Raw genomic sequence first — 15,897 nt, 5'->3', positions numbered from 1 at the left:
GGGATCGAACCGACGACCTCATGCTTGCAAAGCACGCGCTCTCCCAGCTGAGCTATGGCCCCGTAACCAGAAGACGAATGCTCATTTGATTAGCCTGCCTTCGCCAAGGCTACGGCGTGGCAGCCTTCATTTCGAAGGGCCTGCCTAGCCGAAGCAGCGAAGCGCGAAGGCTGGTGGGCCTGGGAAGACTTGAACTTCCGACCTCACGCTTATCAAGCGCGCGCTCTAACCAACTGAGCTACAAGCCCCTAACGCATATCCCGTTAAGGACCCTGGATCCTGCCATTGCAGGCCCAGCGCGTGTTCGTCCGCGAAGAAAGAGAAACGAAGACGGCGAAATCCCGCCAATGCAGCTCAACGATCTGGCGATCTGTTGGCCACTGATGTTTCTAAAACGGTTCGATAGAAGCAAGCTTCTGAAGAACCATCCTTAGAAAGGAGGTGATCCAGCCGCAGGTTCCCCTACGGCTACCTTGTTACGACTTCACCCCAGTCGCTGACCCTACCGTGGCCGGCTGCCTCCCTTGCGGGTTAGCGCACCGTCTTCAGGTAAAACCAACTCCCATGGTGTGACGGGCGGTGTGTACAAGGCCCGGGAACGTATTCACCGTGGCGTGCTGATCCACGATTACTAGCGATTCCAACTTCATGGGCTCGAGTTGCAGAGCCCAATCCGAACTGAGACGGCTTTTTGAGATTTGCGAAGGGTCGCCCCTTAGCATCCCATTGTCACCGCCATTGTAGCACGTGTGTAGCCCAGCCCGTAAGGGCCATGAGGACTTGACGTCATCCCCACCTTCCTCGCGGCTTATCACCGGCAGTCTCCTTAGAGTGCTCAACTAAATGGTAGCAACTAAGGACGGGGGTTGCGCTCGTTGCGGGACTTAACCCAACATCTCACGACACGAGCTGACGACAGCCATGCAGCACCTGTGTTCCAGGCTCCGAAGAGAGGGTCACATCTCTGCGACCGGTCCTGGACATGTCAAGGGCTGGTAAGGTTCTGCGCGTTGCGTCGAATTAAACCACATGCTCCACCGCTTGTGCGGGCCCCCGTCAATTCCTTTGAGTTTTAATCTTGCGACCGTACTCCCCAGGCGGAATGCTTAAAGCGTTAGCTGCGCCACTAGTGAGTAAACCCACTAACGGCTGGCATTCATCGTTTACGGCGTGGACTACCAGGGTATCTAATCCTGTTTGCTCCCCACGCTTTCGTGCCTCAGCGTCAGTATCGGGCCAGTGAGCCGCCTTCGCCACTGGTGTTCTTGCGAATATCTACGAATTTCACCTCTACACTCGCAGTTCCACTCACCTCTCCCGAACTCAAGATCTTCAGTATCAAAGGCAGTTCTGGAGTTGAGCTCCAGGATTTCACCCCTGACTTAAAGACCCGCCTACGCACCCTTTACGCCCAGTGATTCCGAGCAACGCTAGCCCCCTTCGTATTACCGCGGCTGCTGGCACGAAGTTAGCCGGGGCTTATTCTTGCGGTACCGTCATTATCTTCCCGCACAAAAGAGCTTTACAACCCTAGGGCCTTCATCACTCACGCGGCATGGCTGGATCAGGGTTGCCCCCATTGTCCAATATTCCCCACTGCTGCCTCCCGTAGGAGTTTGGGCCGTGTCTCAGTCCCAATGTGGCTGATCATCCTCTCAGACCAGCTACTGATCGTCGCCTTGGTAGGCCATTACCCTACCAACTAGCTAATCAGACGCGGGCCGATCTTTCGGCGATAAATCTTTCCCCGTAAGGGCTTATCCGGTATTAGCACAAGTTTCCCTGTGTTGTTCCGAACCAAAAGGTACGTTCCCACGCGTTACTCACCCGTCTGCCGCTGACGTATTGCTACGCCCGCTCGACTTGCATGTGTTAAGCCTGCCGCCAGCGTTCGCTCTGAGCCAGGATCAAACTCTCAAGTTGGACTTGAACTTTGAACCGGCTGATCACAACGTTTGACGAGGTCCCACCATTTTTCATCGACCGAAGCCAATGAGCTGCCTGCGATTCACATCGCTGGCAACGATGGTGTTTCCTTTAAAACGTGTACCGCCGAAGTCTTTCGTCCGGTCTCGATCAGAAAAGCCGAGGCTTTTCAGAAGCGAGACCCGCAAGGACTCCGCCGTCCACGTTTCTCTTTCTTCATCTTCACTTGTCAAACAGCCCGAGACCGGAGAGGTCTCAACCTTCCTGAGAGGAAGGGTTCCGGCACCCTTACCGACGATGGATGAACTCCAACCGACTGGTGTCGGCTGTTGTGTCACTCAACGAGGTGAGGAGCATCAGTGGCGCGTTCGCTCGCCTTGGTCAGTGACCCGGCGGCGCCGCGCTCAGTGGTTGGGGTTATAGGCCCCACCTTCCGGGCTGTCAACGCTAATCGTCAACAAATCGTCGCACAGGAGATCGTCTGAAATATTCGAGCGATTCCAGTCGATTAGCGCGGCAGCAAGGGCGTCAACCGGACCCGCGCGGCAAAAAATCTGAAAAAAAGTTTGGGCCCCTGCGGGCTCCGGAAGGCGCTTGAGGGCCCTTCCCCCCGTCCTCCCTGCCCCCTCTCCCTGACGCCCTTGCGGCCCAAGGCGTCGGCGCCGGCCCCCAGCCCGCGGATCCCCGGCCAAAGGGCCGCTCCCACCCGGATGGCCCCCGTCCCAGCTCGGGTCGAGCTCCGCCGTGGTCAGACCGGGGCCTCTTACCTCCCGGCTTTCAGGAAACTTTTTCCGTATTAGGCGCCGTACTTGAGCCACAATCCCGCGGCGTTCTGATAAGAGACAAGCTTGAATCGCGGGGATGCCAGTGGGGGCTGCCGGCGGTTTTCATGGGGTCAGAGGAAGGCGATCTTGCAGATGACGCGGCCTTCCCCGGACATTCGAGAGACATCGAGAGAGCTTTTTCCGTCCAGCTGTTCGTAATTTTGGCCGGGCTCCTTGCGGGGCCTCCTGAGTGCGAACGCCTGTGCGGCTTGCCTTTTCCGGCGATCCCCCTTCAAGAGGGCGACCAGGGAGAAGGTTCGAAGCGGGCCTTCTCGGGTCGTTGATTGGGGGACTTGAGTGAACCACAGGACGTCACGCGGCGCTTACGGGCGTGAGACCGGGATCATCGATCTCGGCCACGAGCCGCCGCTGTCCGTCGATGGTTCTGAAGCCGCCGTGATCGACCGTCGTCGCGTTTCGGTGCAATGGTTCAGCGGCACAATCTTGACCGGACTCTGCGGCGCAGCCCTGATCGGCGGCGCCGTTTTCGCATCGCTCGACGGCGAGATGACCTTCGCCAAGGTGCCGGAGCGGGTCGAGGGCGCACTGCGCGGGGCCTTCGGCGCCGCCGATCGCGCCGCCACGCTGCACAAGAGCGACCGTCTGCCGCCGCCAAACGAAGCCACGGCGTCCCGCAACATCGTGCGCGTGTCCACGGTCGCCCGCGTCGGCAACCGCGACGTGATGCGGGTGCGCCCCTTCGTGCGGATCGCGGGCAACCTGTCGATGACGACAAGCGATCTGTCGGCGAAGATTCCGCCGTTCAACGCCCAGCGCCTGCTCAGCGATGTCGGCTCCGATCCGAAGACGGCTGCTGAAGACCCGAATAATCCGGAAGCCGTCGAGCCCGATGCGGAAGTCTCCTTCGTCACCAAGGACCTGTCGTCGGTGCTGCCGAAGGCCAAGATCTCCGCAGTGGTGGCGCTCGACGACATCCTGATGCGGGTGCGCGATGCCGCCAACTGGCGCGGCAATGGCGGGGTGCGCTACGCCTCGCTTGCCAACGCCGCCGCCGACGTCTCCGGCACGACCGGCCCGTCCGACATCAAGATGGCCTACGCCACCGAGGTGTCGCCGTCCGATCCCTATGCCGGCTTCGAAACGCGCGTGGTGCCGGAGAACGTCACGCTGCTGCCGAAGACCAAGGAGCAGATCACCGGCGGCAATCCCAACGGTGAACGCGTCCATCTGGTCAAGAAGGGCGACAGCGTCGCTGGCGTGCTGCGCGATCTCGGCGCCAGCGCCGACGAGATCAAGGCGATCACCGCAACGCTCGGCCCGCGCGGCCGCGACGGCGGCCTCAAGGAAGGCGAAAAGCTCCGCATCCTGATGGCGCCCGCAAGTCCCGGCGCCCGCCTCCAGCCCTATCGCGTCGTGGTTGCAAACGACACCATGGTCGAGGCGATCGCGGCCTTGTCCGATCTCGGCAAATACGTCGCGGTCGACGTCTCCAGCATGAACACCGTCGCTGACGCTGCTGCCAACCCCAACAGCGACGACGATGACGACGATGACGGCACTGGCGTCCGGCTCTACCAGAGCATCTACGAGACCGCGATGCGCAACAAGGTGCCGATGCCGGTCATCGAGGACATGATCAAGATCTACTCCTACGACGTCGATTTCCAGCGCAAGGTGCAGCCGGGCGATTCCTTCGACGTGTTCTACGCCGGCGAAGACGAGGGCGTGACATCGAGCGAAAAGAACGACGTGCTGTTCGCCTCGCTCACGGTCGGCGGCGAGACCAAGAAATACTACCGCTATCAGAGCCCCGATGACGGCGTCGTCGACTATTACGACGAGAGCGGCAAGAGCGCGAAGAAGTTCCTGGTCAGGAAGCCCGTCAACAACGCCATCATGCGCTCCGGCTTCGGCGGCCGTCGCCATCCGATCCTCGGTTATGTGAAGATGCACACCGGCGTCGACTGGGCCACCGCCTACGGCACGCCGATCTTCGCCTCCGGCAACGGCGTGATCGAAAAGATCGGCACTGAAGGCGGCTACGGCAAATATGTCCGCATCAAGCACAATAACGGCTACGAGACCGCCTACGGCCACATGTCGGCCTACGCCAAGGGCATGGAAGCCGGCAAGAAGGTCCGCCAGGGCCAGGTCATCGGCTTCGTCGGCTCGACCGGCGCCTCGACCGGCCCGCACGTGCACTACGAAATCCTGGTGAACGGCCGCTTCGTCGATCCGCTGCGCGTGAAATTGCCGCGCGGGCGCTCGCTGGAAGGCCCGATGCTGGCAAGCTTCGAGAAGGAGCGCGACCGGCTCGAGGCCATGATGAGTGGTCGCAGCGGCGCCATCGCCCGCATGTCGGACGCAACCGGCGGGCCGCTGCAGGTCACCAACCGGTAAGCCGGCAACCGGCCGAAATCGGCCGCATATCTCCAGACACGATCCGAATTTGCGCTTGTCGAGCGAGGCCGCTTTGCGGCGCCACAACGTCAAGTTTCGTTTGCCAAAGCGGTGCGAGAAGCGAATACTTTCCAAAAAACGGGAGGTCTCGCCATGAAGAACAGGCTCGCCTGCGCAGCCCTGGCCGCTGCGCTTTTCGCCGCCACCGGCGCATCGGCCGACAATTGGGAGGTCACGAGGCTCGTCGCGGGCTCGGCATTCCATGGCGTGCACGGGCTTGGCATCGACAAGGCCGGACATCTGTTCGCCGGCAGCGTCGCCGGCGCGGCGCTCTACGAGGTGGACATATCGAGCGGTACCGCCAAGGTTGCAATCCCTTCTCCCGTCGGCATGGCCGACGACATCGCCTTCGCGCCCGATGGCACCATGGCCTGGACCGGATTTTTGACCGGCGACCTCTATTCGCGCAAGGGCGACGGCCCGATCAAGAAGCTCGCGAGCGGCCTTCCCGGCATCAACTCGCTCGCCTTCCGCAAGGACGGCAGGCTCTACGCCACCACCGTCTTTCTCGGCGACACGCTCTATGAGATCGACGTCGAGGGCGTGAAGCCGCCGCGCCAGATCATGGAGAAGATGGGCGGCCTCAACGGCTTCGAGTTCGGTCCCGACGACAAGCTCTACGGTCCGCTCTGGTTCAAGGGCCAGCTTGCGAAAGTCGACGTCGACAAGGCCGAGCTCACCGTCGTCGCCGACGGCTTCAAGGTCCCCGCCGCGGTGAACTTCGATTCCAAGGGCAATCTCTTTGTGGTCGACACCGCGCTCGGCCAGCTCGTCCGCGTCGATCCCAAATCGGGCAGCAAGACCATGGTCGCGCAATTGAAGCCGTCACTGGACAATCTGGCGATCGACGACAAGGACCGCATCTACGTCTCCAACATGGCCGACAACGGCATTCAGGAGGTCGATCCGGCAACCGGCCAGGCCAGGCAAATCATCATCGGCAAGCTCGCCTTGCCCGGCGGCATCGGCGTCACCTCGGAGAACGGCAAGGACACGATCCACGTCGCCGACGTCTTCGCTTATCGCACGGTCGACGGCACGACCGGCGAGGTCAGCGAAAAGGCGCGCATGCACGCTGCCGGCACCACGCTCGAATATCCGATGAGCGCGACGGCACGGGACAACGATGTGGTGCTGTCGAGCTGGTTCACCGGCACCGTGCAGGTGATCGACGCCAAGACCGGCGCGACGCGCGACATGCTGCACGGCTTCAAGGCGCCGCATGATGCGATCGTGCTCGCCGACGGCAGCATTCTGGTGGCCGAGCTCGGCACCAAGTCGCTGGTCAAGGTGAGCGGCGAGCACGGCAAGGACCGCACCACGCTTGTCAGCGGTCTCGAAGGCCCGGTCGGGCTGGTTCGCGGCAAGGCGGATGAGGTCTACGTCACCGACGCCTTTGCAGGCACCGTCTCCCGGATCGACGGCAACGGCGAGAAGACCGTGGTCGCCAAGGAGCTGAAGATGCCTGAAGGCCTCGCGCGCGCTAGCGACGGCACGCTGATCGTGGCGGAAGTCGGCGCCAAGCGGCTGATCGAGATCGCGCCAGAGAGCGGCAAAATCACAGAGGTCGCCGCCAATCTGCCGATCGGCCTGCCGGGCGCGCCCGGCGGCCTGCCGACCAATATTCCGACGGGCGTGGCGGTCGGCGGCACGGGCGCGATCTATTTCAGCTCCGACATTGAAAATGCAATCTACAAGGTCACGAAGAAGAAGAGCTGACAGGGTGTCGGGAACCGGCGCGCCGGTTCCCGGTTAATCGTTGACGGAAGCCGACGAGCAGGAGGATCGCCCATGACGCGCCTCTCACGTGACGATGTCGTCAAGGCTGTCGACCGGGCCGACGACGTCACCATTGCCCAGATCATCGGAACCGGTGCAACCACAGAGGAGCTCGCAGAAGCCCAGGCTTGGCTCGCTAATGACGAGCCAATGATCAACGATCTGCGGCCGCTGGCGCAGGGACGGGTGCGCGCGCTCGTGGATATATTATCTGAGCTCGAAGAGGACGACGAAGAGGTTGGACCTGCCGGGCCCGGCTCCGCCTCCGCAGTCAGTTAACAGACCACAGCCGACGAAATCGCCCCGGAGAGGCTTGCCTCTCCGGGGCGGCTTGTCGTTTCAGGCTTCGAACGCCCGCGCTCAGTTCAGCTTCCGCTTCGCCACCGGCGCCTCGAACTGGGTGATCTCGGCGGTCTGCGGCGCCTTGCCGTTGAAAGTCAGCACGTTGCCTTCGGACGAGATCGCGACATTGTCGCCGTCCCTGACGTCGCCGGCGAGGATCATCTCGGCGAGCGGGTCCTGGAGGTGGCGCTGGATCACGCGCTTCAGCGGCCTTGCGCCGTAGGCGGGGTCCCAGCCCTTGGCAGCGAGCCAGTCGCGGCCGGCGGCGTCGAGCGTCAGCACGATCTTGCGATCGGTCAGCAGCTTCTGCAGCCGCGCGAACTGGATCTCGACGATCCGGCCCATCTCGCTCCTCTGTAAGCGGTGGAACAGGATGATCTCGTCGACGCGGTTGAGGAATTCGGGGCGGAAATGCGCCCGCACCATTCCCATTACCTGCTCGCGCACGGCCGAGGTGTCCTCGCCCTCCCGCTGGTTCACCAGATACTCCGAACCGAGGTTCGAGGTCATGATAATCAGCGTGTTGCGGAAGTCGACGGTGCGGCCCTGGCCGTCGGTCAGACGGCCGTCGTCGAGCACCTGCAGCAGGACGTTGAAGACGTCAGGATGCGCCTTCTCGATCTCGTCGAACAGCACGACCTGGTAAGGCCGGCGCCGCACCGCCTCGGTGAGCGCGCCGCCCTCGTCATAGCCGACATAGCCCGGAGGCGCGCCGATCAGTCGCGAGACCGAGTGCTTCTCCATGTATTCGGACATGTCGAGGCGGACCATCGCGGTCTCGTCGTTGAACAGGTACTCCGCCAAGGCTTTCGTCAGCTCGGTCTTGCCGACGCCGGTGGGCCCTAGGAACATGAACGAGCCGGTGGGGCGGTTCGGGTCCTGCAGGCCGGCGCGCGAGCGGCGCACGGCGGTCGCGACCGCGCGCACGGCCTCGGCCTGGCCGACGACGCGCTGTCCCAACTGCTCCTCCATCTTCAGGAGCTTCTCCTTCTCGCCCTCCAGCATCTTGTCGACGGGCACGCCGGTCCAGCGCGAGACCACCTGCGCGATGTGGTTGGCGGTGACCGCCTCCTCCACCATCTCGCCGGAGTTCTCCTTGGCCTCGATGTCGGCAAGCTGCTTCTCGAGCTGCGGGATCCGGCCATAGGCGAGCTCGCCGGCCTTCTGGAATTCGCCGCGGCGCTGCGCGTTGGCGAGTTCGACCCGCAAGCCGTCGAGCTCGGCCTTCAGCTTCTGGGCATCGGAGAGCTTGTTCTTCTCCGCGCTCCAGCGCGCCGTCAGGGCCGCCGACTTCTCCTCGAGCTCGGCAAGGTCCTTCTCCAGCGTCTGGAGCCGGGACTTGGAGCCGAGATCGCTTTCCTTCTTCAGCGCCTCCTGCTCGATCTTGAGCCGGATGATTTCACGATCGAGCGAATCCAGCTCTTCCGGCTTGGAATCGACCTGCATCTTCAGGCGCGCCGCGGCCTCGTCCATGAGGTCGATCGCCTTGTCGGGCAGGAAGCGGTCGGTGATGTAGCGGTTAGACAGCGTCGTCGCCGCAACAAGCGCGGAATCGGTGATCCGCACGCCGTGGTGCTGCTCGTACTTGTCCTTCAGTCCGCGCAGGATCGAGATGGTGTCCTCGACCGAGGGCTCGCTGACGAAAATCGGCTGGAAGCGTCGCGCCAGCGCGGCGTCTTTCTCGACGTGCTTCTGATACTCGTCGAGCGTGGTCGCGCCGATGCAGTGCAGCTCGCCGCGGGCGAGCGCCGGCTTGAGCAGGTTGGAGGCGTCCATCGCGCCGTCGCCCTTGCCGGCGCCGATCAGGGTGTGCATCTCGTCGATGAACAGGATGAAGGTGCCCTCGCTGGCGGTCACCTCCTGGAGCACGGCCTTCAGCCGCTCCTCGAACTCACCGCGATATTTCGCACCGGCGATCAGCGCGCCGAGGTCGAGCGACAGCAGCTTCTTGTCTTTCAGGCTCTCCGGCACGTCGCCATTGACGATGCGCAGCGCGAGACCTTCGGCGATGGCGGTCTTGCCGACGCCGGGCTCGCCGATCAGGACAGGGTTGTTCTTGGTCCGGCGCGACAGCACCTGGATGGTGCGGCGGATCTCCTCGTCTCGGCCGATGACCGGATCAAGCTTGCCGTCGCGCGCGGCCTGGGTCAGGTCGCGGGCATATTTCTTCAGCGCGTCATAGGCGTTCTCGGCGGTCGCGCTGTCGGCCGTGCGACCCTTGCGCAGCGCCTCGATGGCCGCGTTGAGGTTTTGCGGGGTAACGCCGCCCTTGTTGAGGATCGTGCCGGCCTCGCTGGTCTTCTCCAGCGTCAGCCCGAGCAGAAGCCGCTCGACGGTGACGAAGCTGTCGCCGGCCTTCTCGCCGGCCTTTTCGGCCGCGTCGAAGGTGCGGGCAAGCTCGGGCGCCAGATAGATCTGGCCGGCGCCGCCGCCGGAGACCTTCGGCACCTTGGCGAGGGCGTCCTCGGTCGCTTTCAGAATTGCACGGGAATTGCCGCCGGCACGGTCGATCAGACCGGAAGCCAGCCCCTCATTGTCGTCCAGCAGGACCTTCAGCACGTGCAGCGTGGAGAACTGCTGGTGCCCCTCGCGCATCGCAAGCGACTGCGCGGATTGGATGAAGCCCCTGGAGCGTTCGGTATATTTCTCGATATTCATCTTTTCTGTCCCTCGGCCTGCCCTCGGGGCCCTCTAAGGCACCCCAGACGGCATCTTCATTGGGTTTCCGATTACCGCATTGACGTTTCTCAACCGGTAACGGTCGTCTCTTGCCGGCGTGGCCGCCGGCCTGAGCCAGATGTGGGAAGCGGGTTGCGGATGCGAAAGAGGCGCCTTCACAATTTCGTGCACTGATGCGCCGGCTTGGCGGGATCGGGGCGAATCCCTTAAGTAGCGGCATGACAGCCAGCCAGACTGCCGAAATCACCGGCCTCTACCGCTATCCGATCAAGGGCCTGACGCCGGAGCCCCTGCGCCGCGCCCCCTTACGGACCGGTCAGACCCTGCCCGCCGACCGCCGCTACGCCATCGAGAACGGCCCAAGCGGCTTCGATCCCGAGCAGCCGCAGTGGAAGCCGAAAATCCGGTTTCTGATGCTCGCGCGCAATGAGCGGCTGGCCGAGCTCGACAGCCATTTCGACGACGCCACCAATCTGCTGACCATCCGCAAGGACGGCCAGATCGTCGCCAGCGGTGATCTCGAGACCGCCGCAGGCCGCACCGCCATCGAGCGCTACTTCGCGGAGAATTTTCAGCCGGAGCTGAAGGGCCCGCCCAAGGTGCTGTCCGGCCGCGACCACAGCTTCTCCGACGTCGCCCGCAAGGTGGTCTCGATCATCAATTTGAACAGCGTGCGCGCGATCGAGACCATGCTGGGCGGCACCGCCGTGCATCCGCTGCGCTTCCGCGCCAATCTCTACGTGAAGGGCTGGCCGGCCTGGTCGGAACTCGATCTTCTCGACCAGACGCTTGCGATTGGGCAGGCCCGGCTGAAGGTGGTCAAGCGCATCGTCCGCTGCCCCGCCACCAATGTCGACCCGGTGACGGCCAAGCGCGATCTCGAGATCCCACCGACGCTCTCGCGCCATCTCGGCCACATGGACTGCGGCATCTATGCCGAGGTGATTTCGGATGGCGAGATCGGCGTCGGTGACGCGGTGGCGGTGGAAGAGCCGAAGCTGCTGTGAGTCGGCACCGGCTCAACACACTCCGTCATTGCTGTGCATGTTCACTAATTCGCTGATTGGATCGCTCCAGCGGAGGAACGATCCGATGCGAGACAACAGCTATGACCGAACGGTTGAACGCAACTATCTGCAGAAATGGCGTTTTCTGATTTCAGAGTATGAGGCGGTAAAGGCTGGCCGATCGCCGCTGTTCAAGCGGGTCGGTGACTTTTACCGGCACCACGGGACCTGCTCGCAGACGTTCCGCAAGTATTACAATCGCTATCTGCAGAGCGGCGAGGAAGCGGACCTGCTGCCGCGGCGGCGTGGCCCCAAGTGGCGGGAACGGCGCGAGCCGGAAGGGATCGAGACGGAGATCGTCGCCCATCGCCAGCAGGGGATGAACCGTTATGAGATTCATGCCGTCTTGCGCGAAACGCGCGACACAGTACCTTCGCCGATCACGATCTACCGGGTGCTGAAACGCTACCGTCTGAACCGCCGTACGCCGGCGATGCGTGAGGAGAAACGCCGTATTATCAAGGACAAGCTCGGAGAGCTGGGCCACGTCGATCTGCATCAATTACCGCGCGATATGTTCCTCGCGCCACCCCCGGTCACGGCCTACATCATCAGCCTGATCGACAGCTGCTCGCGTCTGGCCTGGGCAGAGGTCCTGACATCCAAGAAGGCGCTGCCGGTCATGTTCAAGACCCTGAAGATGATCAACACCCTCAACGTCACCTACGGGCTCGTCTTCCAGGAAATCCTGTCTGACAACGGCGCCGAGTTCGCCGCCCGCACCAAGCCGGGCGAGCATCCGTTTGAGGCCATGCTGCTCGAGCTCGGCATCAAACACCGCTACACCAGGCCCTATCGGCCGCAGACCAACGGCAAGGTGGAACGCTTCTGGCGTACCCTCGATGACGACGTCATCGACGGCGCGACCTTCGACAACCTCGACCACTTCGCCAATGAACTGTTCGAGTACCTCGTTTACTACAACAACCACAGACCCCATCAGGCCTTGGCAGGACTAACCCCCAAGGCCTTCGCCGCTACCAAGACCACCGCGATCCAATCAGCGAATTATTGAACATCGACAATTGCGAGCCAAAGGGTCCGCGCGAAGCGCGGCCCGATGACAGGCTCCGCGAAGCAATCCAGGAATGCATCCGCGGAAACAGGCTGGATTGCTTCGTCGCAAGAGCTCCTCGTAATGACGAGCCTCAATTCGGCATCACATACGCATAGATCCGGCCGCGCGAGACTGGCGCCTCGCGGACACGGTTGCCGTTGTTGCCGGAGATCATGATCGGATTGCCCTGCGCGTCGATGCCGGTGATGATGCCGACATGCCCGCCCCGGCGGCCGCGCGACATCACCGCGATGGCCCCGACCTGCGGACCGGAGACGCGCGTGCCGTAACGGGCAAACGAGCTCGCCATGTCCGATCCCGTGCCCTGATGACCGGTGTGCTGAAGCACCATGTTCATGAAGCGCGCGCACCACAGGCTGCCGCGTCCCGTCGGATTGCCGCCGAGATAACGGCGTGCCTCGGACACCAGGCCCGATCCACCACCGAAGCCGCCGCTTGCGGCCATCGTGTTGTTAACCATGCCGCCATTGTTGGCGTTGGGATTGTAGCTCGCCTGCGTGTCCGCAAAGCCGCTCGCCTGCAACTGCGCCGCGCTGCGCTCGAAGCGCGAGTGGTGGCGATGACGATAATGATGATGTCGGGCGTGGTGCACGTCAGCGTGCCGCTCTGCGCTGTGACGATGGTGCGGCCGCGCCGAGGCCGGAGAAACGAACGCGGCGACCGCCGCGAAGAAGAACGCCAGCGCGACAACACGACGCGACAGGCGGAACGCAAACAACTCAAACATTCTTCATCCTTGGTTGACACCCCACTTCCCGTCGGCCGGGGCGGCGGCCGACATCCGCCGGGCCGTAAAGCTTCCGGATGTGGCGAGAAAAAGACACGGCTCGTCTGCGAATGGCTGCGATGATTTTGTGCTGGTGCTGGTGCAATGCCGCCGCATTGCGGACAACAGCATTAACTGCGATCCTGCAGAGGCGGCTTGAAGAGAGGGAAATCGTTAATGCCCCACGCCACGACCAGGGACGACGTCCGCATCTATTTCGAAGAGGCGGGTCAGGGAACGCCGATCATTTTTCTGCACGAGTTTGCGGCCGACTACACCAATTGGGAGCCGCAGATGCGCTACTTCTCGCGCGGCCACCGCTGTATCACCTACTCTGCGCGCGGCTACACGCCGTCGGACGTGCCCGAGGGCGAGGTCTACAGCTACACGCACTTCTACACCGACGCGCTCGCGGTGCTCGATCATCTCGGAATCGCGCGCGCGCATCTCGTCGGTCTTTCGATGGGCGCCTACTCGTCACTGCAGATCGGATTGAACGCGCCGCAGCGTGCGCTATCGATGACGCTGGCCGGCGTCGGCTCGGGTTCTGAAATCGAGAACCTGGAGGCCTGGCGCAAGCAGTGCCGCGCCAATGCCGAGCAATTCGAGACGCTGGGCTCCGCCGAGGTCGCAAAGGTCACGCGCGAGGCGCCGAGCCGGATTCCCTTCCTGGTGAAGGACCCGCGCGGGCATGCGGATTTCTATGCTGCGTTGGCACGGCACGACGCCAAGGGCTCGGCGCGCACGATGCGCGGCTTCCAGGGCGGCCGCCCCTCGATCTACACGATGACCGACGCGATCAAGGGCGTCGCGACGCCAGCACTGATCATCTGCGGCGACGAGGACGATCCCTGCATCGGGCCGAGCCTGTTCTTGAAGAAGCACCTGCCCGCAGCCGGACTGGCGATGTTTCCGAAGTCCGGTCACGTGCTCAATCTCGAGGAGCCAGCGCTGTTCAACGCGAGCGTGGAGCGGTTCGTGACGTTGGTGGAAGCGGGGCGTTGGCCGGTGCGGGATCCGCGGTCGCTCGCTGTCGGTTAGCCAGTCGTTCCGGGATGGTCCGAAGGACCAGACCCGGAACCTCGAGATTCCGGGTTCGCTCTTCGAGCGCCCCGGAATGACGCCTCCGGGGTCACTTCCCCTCGCCTCTGCTCAGCAGAAACACCGCCTGCTCGCCGAACATGTTCCACACCCACCAGGGCAGGTTCAGCGGGACCGGGCGGCCGTAGAGATCGAGCGCCACCGAGCGCTCCATCTTGACGTTGATCTCGTCACACAGCTGCACGAAATCCTTGATGGTGCAGAAGTGGATGTTGGCGGTGTCGTACCAGGTCGCCGGCAGGTTCTCGGTGCGCGGCATGTGGCCGCCGATCAGGAGCTGGAGCCGCATCTTCCAGAAGCCGAAATTCGGGAACGAGACGATGGCGCGGCGTCCGATGCGCAGCAGATTCTCCAGCACCACGCGCGGCTGTCGCGTCGCCTGTAGCGTCTGCGACAGGATCACGTAGTCGAACGCATCATCGGGATAATTGACGAGGTCGGTGTCCGCATCGCCCTGCACCACCGCAAGGCCCTTGGCGACGCAGCGGTTGACGCCCTCCCGCGACAGCTCGATGCCGCGGCCATCGATGCCGCGGGTCTCCAGCAGCTGAAGCAGATCGCCCTCGCCGCAGCCGACGTCGAGCACCTTGGAGCCGGGCTTGACCATGTCGGCGACCAGGAGATGGTCGGCGCGATACTGACCGGAGGGCCCGGTCGCAAGACCGCCGAGCGGCAGCACTTCCTGTACGCTCATCGCTCGCCGCCCTTCTTGCCCGTGAGCCCACGCGCCTTGCCCGCCGATTGCAGGAAGGCGCGGGAGATGTCGAAGAATTCGGGCACGTCGAGCAGGAAGGCGTCATGGCCGCGATCGGTCTCGATCTCGGCGAACGACACCCGCGCGCTCGATGCATTCAGCGCGTGCACCAGGGCGCGCGATTCCGAGGTCGGAAACAGCCAGTCGCTGGTGAAGGAGACCACGCAGAATCGGGTCGCAATTCCCGCGAACGCCTTTGCCAGCACGCCACCATGGTCGGCGGCGATGTCGAAATAGTCCATCGCGCGCGTCAGATAGAGATAGGAGTTGGCATCGAAACGCTCGACGAAGGAAGAACCCTGGTAGCGCAGATAGGATTCGACCTGGAAGTCGGCATCGAACGAGAAGGTCGGCAACTCGCGGTCCTGCATGCGCCGGCCGAACTTGCGATGCAAGGCCGCGTCCGAGAGATAGGTGATGTGTGCCGCCATCCGTGCCACCGCGAGCCCGCGATGCGGATGGATGCCGCGATCGGCATAGCCACCACCGTGCCAGTCGGGATCGGCCATCACGGCCTGGCGGCCGAGCTCGTGGAAGGCGATGTTCTGCGCCGAGTGCCGCGTCGCGCAGGCGATCGCCAGCGCGGAGAACACGCGGGCCGGATAGGCGGCAGTCCATTGCAGCACCTGCATGCCGCCCATCGAGCCACCGACGACCGCAAATAGCGTGTCGATGCCGAGCCGGTCGATCAGCATGGCCTGCGCCCGCACCATGTCGGGAATGGTGATGACGGGAAAATCCAGGCCCCAGACCTTGCCGGTGGCGGGATTGATCGAGGCCGGCCCGGTCGAGCCCATGCAGCCGCCGATCACGTTCGAGCAGATGATGAAGTAGTGCTTGGGATCGATGGGTCGGCCAGGACCGACCAGCGTCTCCCACCAGCCCGGCTTGCCGGTGACGGGATGCACGTTGGCGACATGCTGGTCGCCGGTCAGCGCATGGCAGATCAGCACCGCGTTGGAGCGATCGGCGTTGAGCTCGCCATAGGTCTGGTAGGCAATCTGGAACGGGGTGAGATCGACGCCGCAATCGAGCCGCAGCGGCTGCTCGGTGCCGAAATGCGCGACCTGCGAGCTCGGATGATCCACCTCATGCGATCGCTCATCAGCACTGATCGCAGGACTGGGTATCGACTTGACGCCAACCATCTGACCATCGAC

At 63.2% G+C, this 15,897-nt stretch carries 10 protein-coding genes, 2 tRNA genes and 1 rRNA gene (1 of these 13 running past the window's edge); 6 read left to right on the top strand and 7 right to left on the bottom strand.

Going from position 1 to position 15,897, the window contains the following annotated elements; all coding sequences use genetic code 11:
• From P6U31_RS04955 to P6U31_RS04945, 3 genes are all read right to left on the bottom strand, one after another.
• A tRNA-Ala gene (locus P6U31_RS04955) sits at nucleotides 1-62 on the bottom strand (it extends 14 nt beyond the left edge of the window).
• A gap of 109 nt (nucleotides 63-171) precedes the next feature.
• Nucleotides 172-248, bottom strand: a tRNA-Ile gene (locus tag P6U31_RS04950).
• A 186-nt stretch (nucleotides 249-434) separates the two neighbouring features.
• Nucleotides 435-1,923, bottom strand: a 16S ribosomal RNA gene (locus P6U31_RS04945).
• Between the two features lie 1,124 nt (nucleotides 1,924-3,047).
• On the opposite strand from P6U31_RS04945, the gene P6U31_RS04940 reads away from it, so the two are divergent.
• The 3 genes from P6U31_RS04940 to P6U31_RS04930 all read left to right on the top strand — a co-directional run bounded on the left by P6U31_RS04940 (nucleotide 3,048) and on the right by P6U31_RS04930 (nucleotide 7,229).
• A complete protein-coding gene (locus P6U31_RS04940) occupies nucleotides 3,048-5,111 on the top strand; it encodes a M23 family metallopeptidase (protein ID WP_407187138.1) in 2,064 nt (687 codons plus the stop codon).
• Nucleotides 5,112-5,264: 153 nt separating this feature from the next.
• Nucleotides 5,265-6,890, top strand: coding sequence for a hypothetical protein (locus P6U31_RS04935; RefSeq protein ID WP_407187137.1), 1,626 nt, complete (start codon nucleotides 5,265-5,267; stop codon nucleotides 6,888-6,890).
• 72 nt (nucleotides 6,891-6,962) lie between these two features.
• Entirely contained in the window at nucleotides 6,963-7,229 is a 267-nt protein-coding gene (locus P6U31_RS04930; RefSeq protein WP_407187136.1) for a hypothetical protein, read from the top strand.
• A gap of 81 nt (nucleotides 7,230-7,310) precedes the next feature.
• On the opposite strand, the gene clpB is transcribed toward P6U31_RS04930, so the two are convergent.
• Complete coding sequence (gene clpB, locus P6U31_RS04925) at nucleotides 7,311-9,950, bottom strand: ATP-dependent chaperone ClpB (protein WP_407187135.1); 2,640 nt, start codon at nucleotides 9,948-9,950, stop codon at nucleotides 7,311-7,313.
• 239 nt (nucleotides 9,951-10,189) lie between these two features.
• Here clpB and P6U31_RS04920 point away from each other — a divergent pair, with 239 nt between their 5' ends.
• The gene (locus P6U31_RS04920) at nucleotides 10,190-10,978 is read left to right on the top strand and encodes an MOSC domain-containing protein (RefSeq protein ID WP_407187134.1); all 789 of its coding nucleotides are present in this window, start codon (nucleotides 10,190-10,192) and stop codon (nucleotides 10,976-10,978) included.
• An 85-nt stretch (nucleotides 10,979-11,063) separates the two neighbouring features.
• A complete protein-coding gene (locus P6U31_RS04915; RefSeq protein WP_407186064.1) occupies nucleotides 11,064-12,053 on the top strand; it encodes an integrase core domain-containing protein in 990 nt (329 codons plus the stop codon).
• 133 nt (nucleotides 12,054-12,186) lie between these two features.
• Here the strand turns inward: P6U31_RS04915 and P6U31_RS04910 are convergent, their stop codons facing one another.
• Entirely contained in the window at nucleotides 12,187-12,843 is a 657-nt protein-coding gene (locus P6U31_RS04910; protein ID WP_407187133.1) for a TIGR02594 family protein, read from the bottom strand.
• Between the two features lie 216 nt (nucleotides 12,844-13,059).
• On the opposite strand from P6U31_RS04910, the gene P6U31_RS04905 reads away from it, so the two are divergent.
• Nucleotides 13,060-13,923 carry an alpha/beta fold hydrolase gene (locus P6U31_RS04905; RefSeq protein ID WP_407187132.1) on the top strand — a complete coding sequence of 288 codons (864 nt, stop codon included), beginning with the start codon at nucleotides 13,060-13,062 and terminating at the stop codon, nucleotides 13,921-13,923.
• A gap of 91 nt (nucleotides 13,924-14,014) precedes the next feature.
• Here the strand turns inward: P6U31_RS04905 and metW are convergent, their stop codons facing one another.
• Nucleotides 14,015-14,677: a methionine biosynthesis protein MetW gene (gene metW, locus P6U31_RS04900; RefSeq protein WP_407187131.1), complete on the bottom strand. Its 663-nt coding sequence runs from the start codon at nucleotides 14,675-14,677 to the stop codon at nucleotides 14,015-14,017.
• Nucleotides 14,674-15,885 carry a homoserine O-acetyltransferase gene (locus tag P6U31_RS04895; protein ID WP_407187130.1) on the bottom strand — a complete coding sequence of 404 codons (1,212 nt, stop codon included), beginning with the start codon at nucleotides 15,883-15,885 and terminating at the stop codon, nucleotides 14,674-14,676. Before P6U31_RS04895 ends, metW begins: the two co-directional genes overlap by 4 nt.
• Between the last annotated feature and the right edge of the window lie 12 nt (nucleotides 15,886-15,897).

It is taken from the genome of Bradyrhizobium centrosematis, assembly GCF_045571495.1.
Taxonomy (GTDB): Bacteria; Pseudomonadota; Alphaproteobacteria; order Rhizobiales; family Xanthobacteraceae; genus Bradyrhizobium; species Bradyrhizobium centrosematis.
Note: the sequence above shows the minus strand (reverse complement) of the source record. Positions and strands in the feature narration are given on the sequence as shown.

What these genes read in the sequence shown, in the direction of transcription:
- P6U31_RS04895 (WP_407187130.1), bottom strand. Translation starts at nt 15,885, where the DNA reads ATGGTTGGCGTCAAGTCGATACCCAGTCCTGCGATCAGTGCTGATGAG.
- P6U31_RS04930 (WP_407187136.1), top strand. Translation starts at nt 6,963, where the DNA reads ATGACGCGCCTCTCACGTGACGATGTCGTCAAGGCTGTCGACCGGGCC.
- P6U31_RS04915 (WP_407186064.1), top strand. Translation starts at nt 11,064, where the DNA reads ATGCGAGACAACAGCTATGACCGAACGGTTGAACGCAACTATCTGCAG.
- P6U31_RS04905 (WP_407187132.1), top strand. Translation starts at nt 13,060, where the DNA reads ATGCCCCACGCCACGACCAGGGACGACGTCCGCATCTATTTCGAAGAG.
- clpB (WP_407187135.1), bottom strand. Translation starts at nt 9,950, where the DNA reads ATGAATATCGAGAAATATACCGAACGCTCCAGGGGCTTCATCCAATCC.
- metW (WP_407187131.1), bottom strand. Translation starts at nt 14,677, where the DNA reads ATGAGCGTACAGGAAGTGCTGCCGCTCGGCGGTCTTGCGACCGGGCCC.
- P6U31_RS04935 (WP_407187137.1), top strand. Translation starts at nt 5,265, where the DNA reads ATGAAGAACAGGCTCGCCTGCGCAGCCCTGGCCGCTGCGCTTTTCGCC.
- P6U31_RS04910 (WP_407187133.1), bottom strand. Translation starts at nt 12,843, where the DNA reads ATGTTTGAGTTGTTTGCGTTCCGCCTGTCGCGTCGTGTTGTCGCGCTG.
- P6U31_RS04920 (WP_407187134.1), top strand. Translation starts at nt 10,190, where the DNA reads ATGACAGCCAGCCAGACTGCCGAAATCACCGGCCTCTACCGCTATCCG.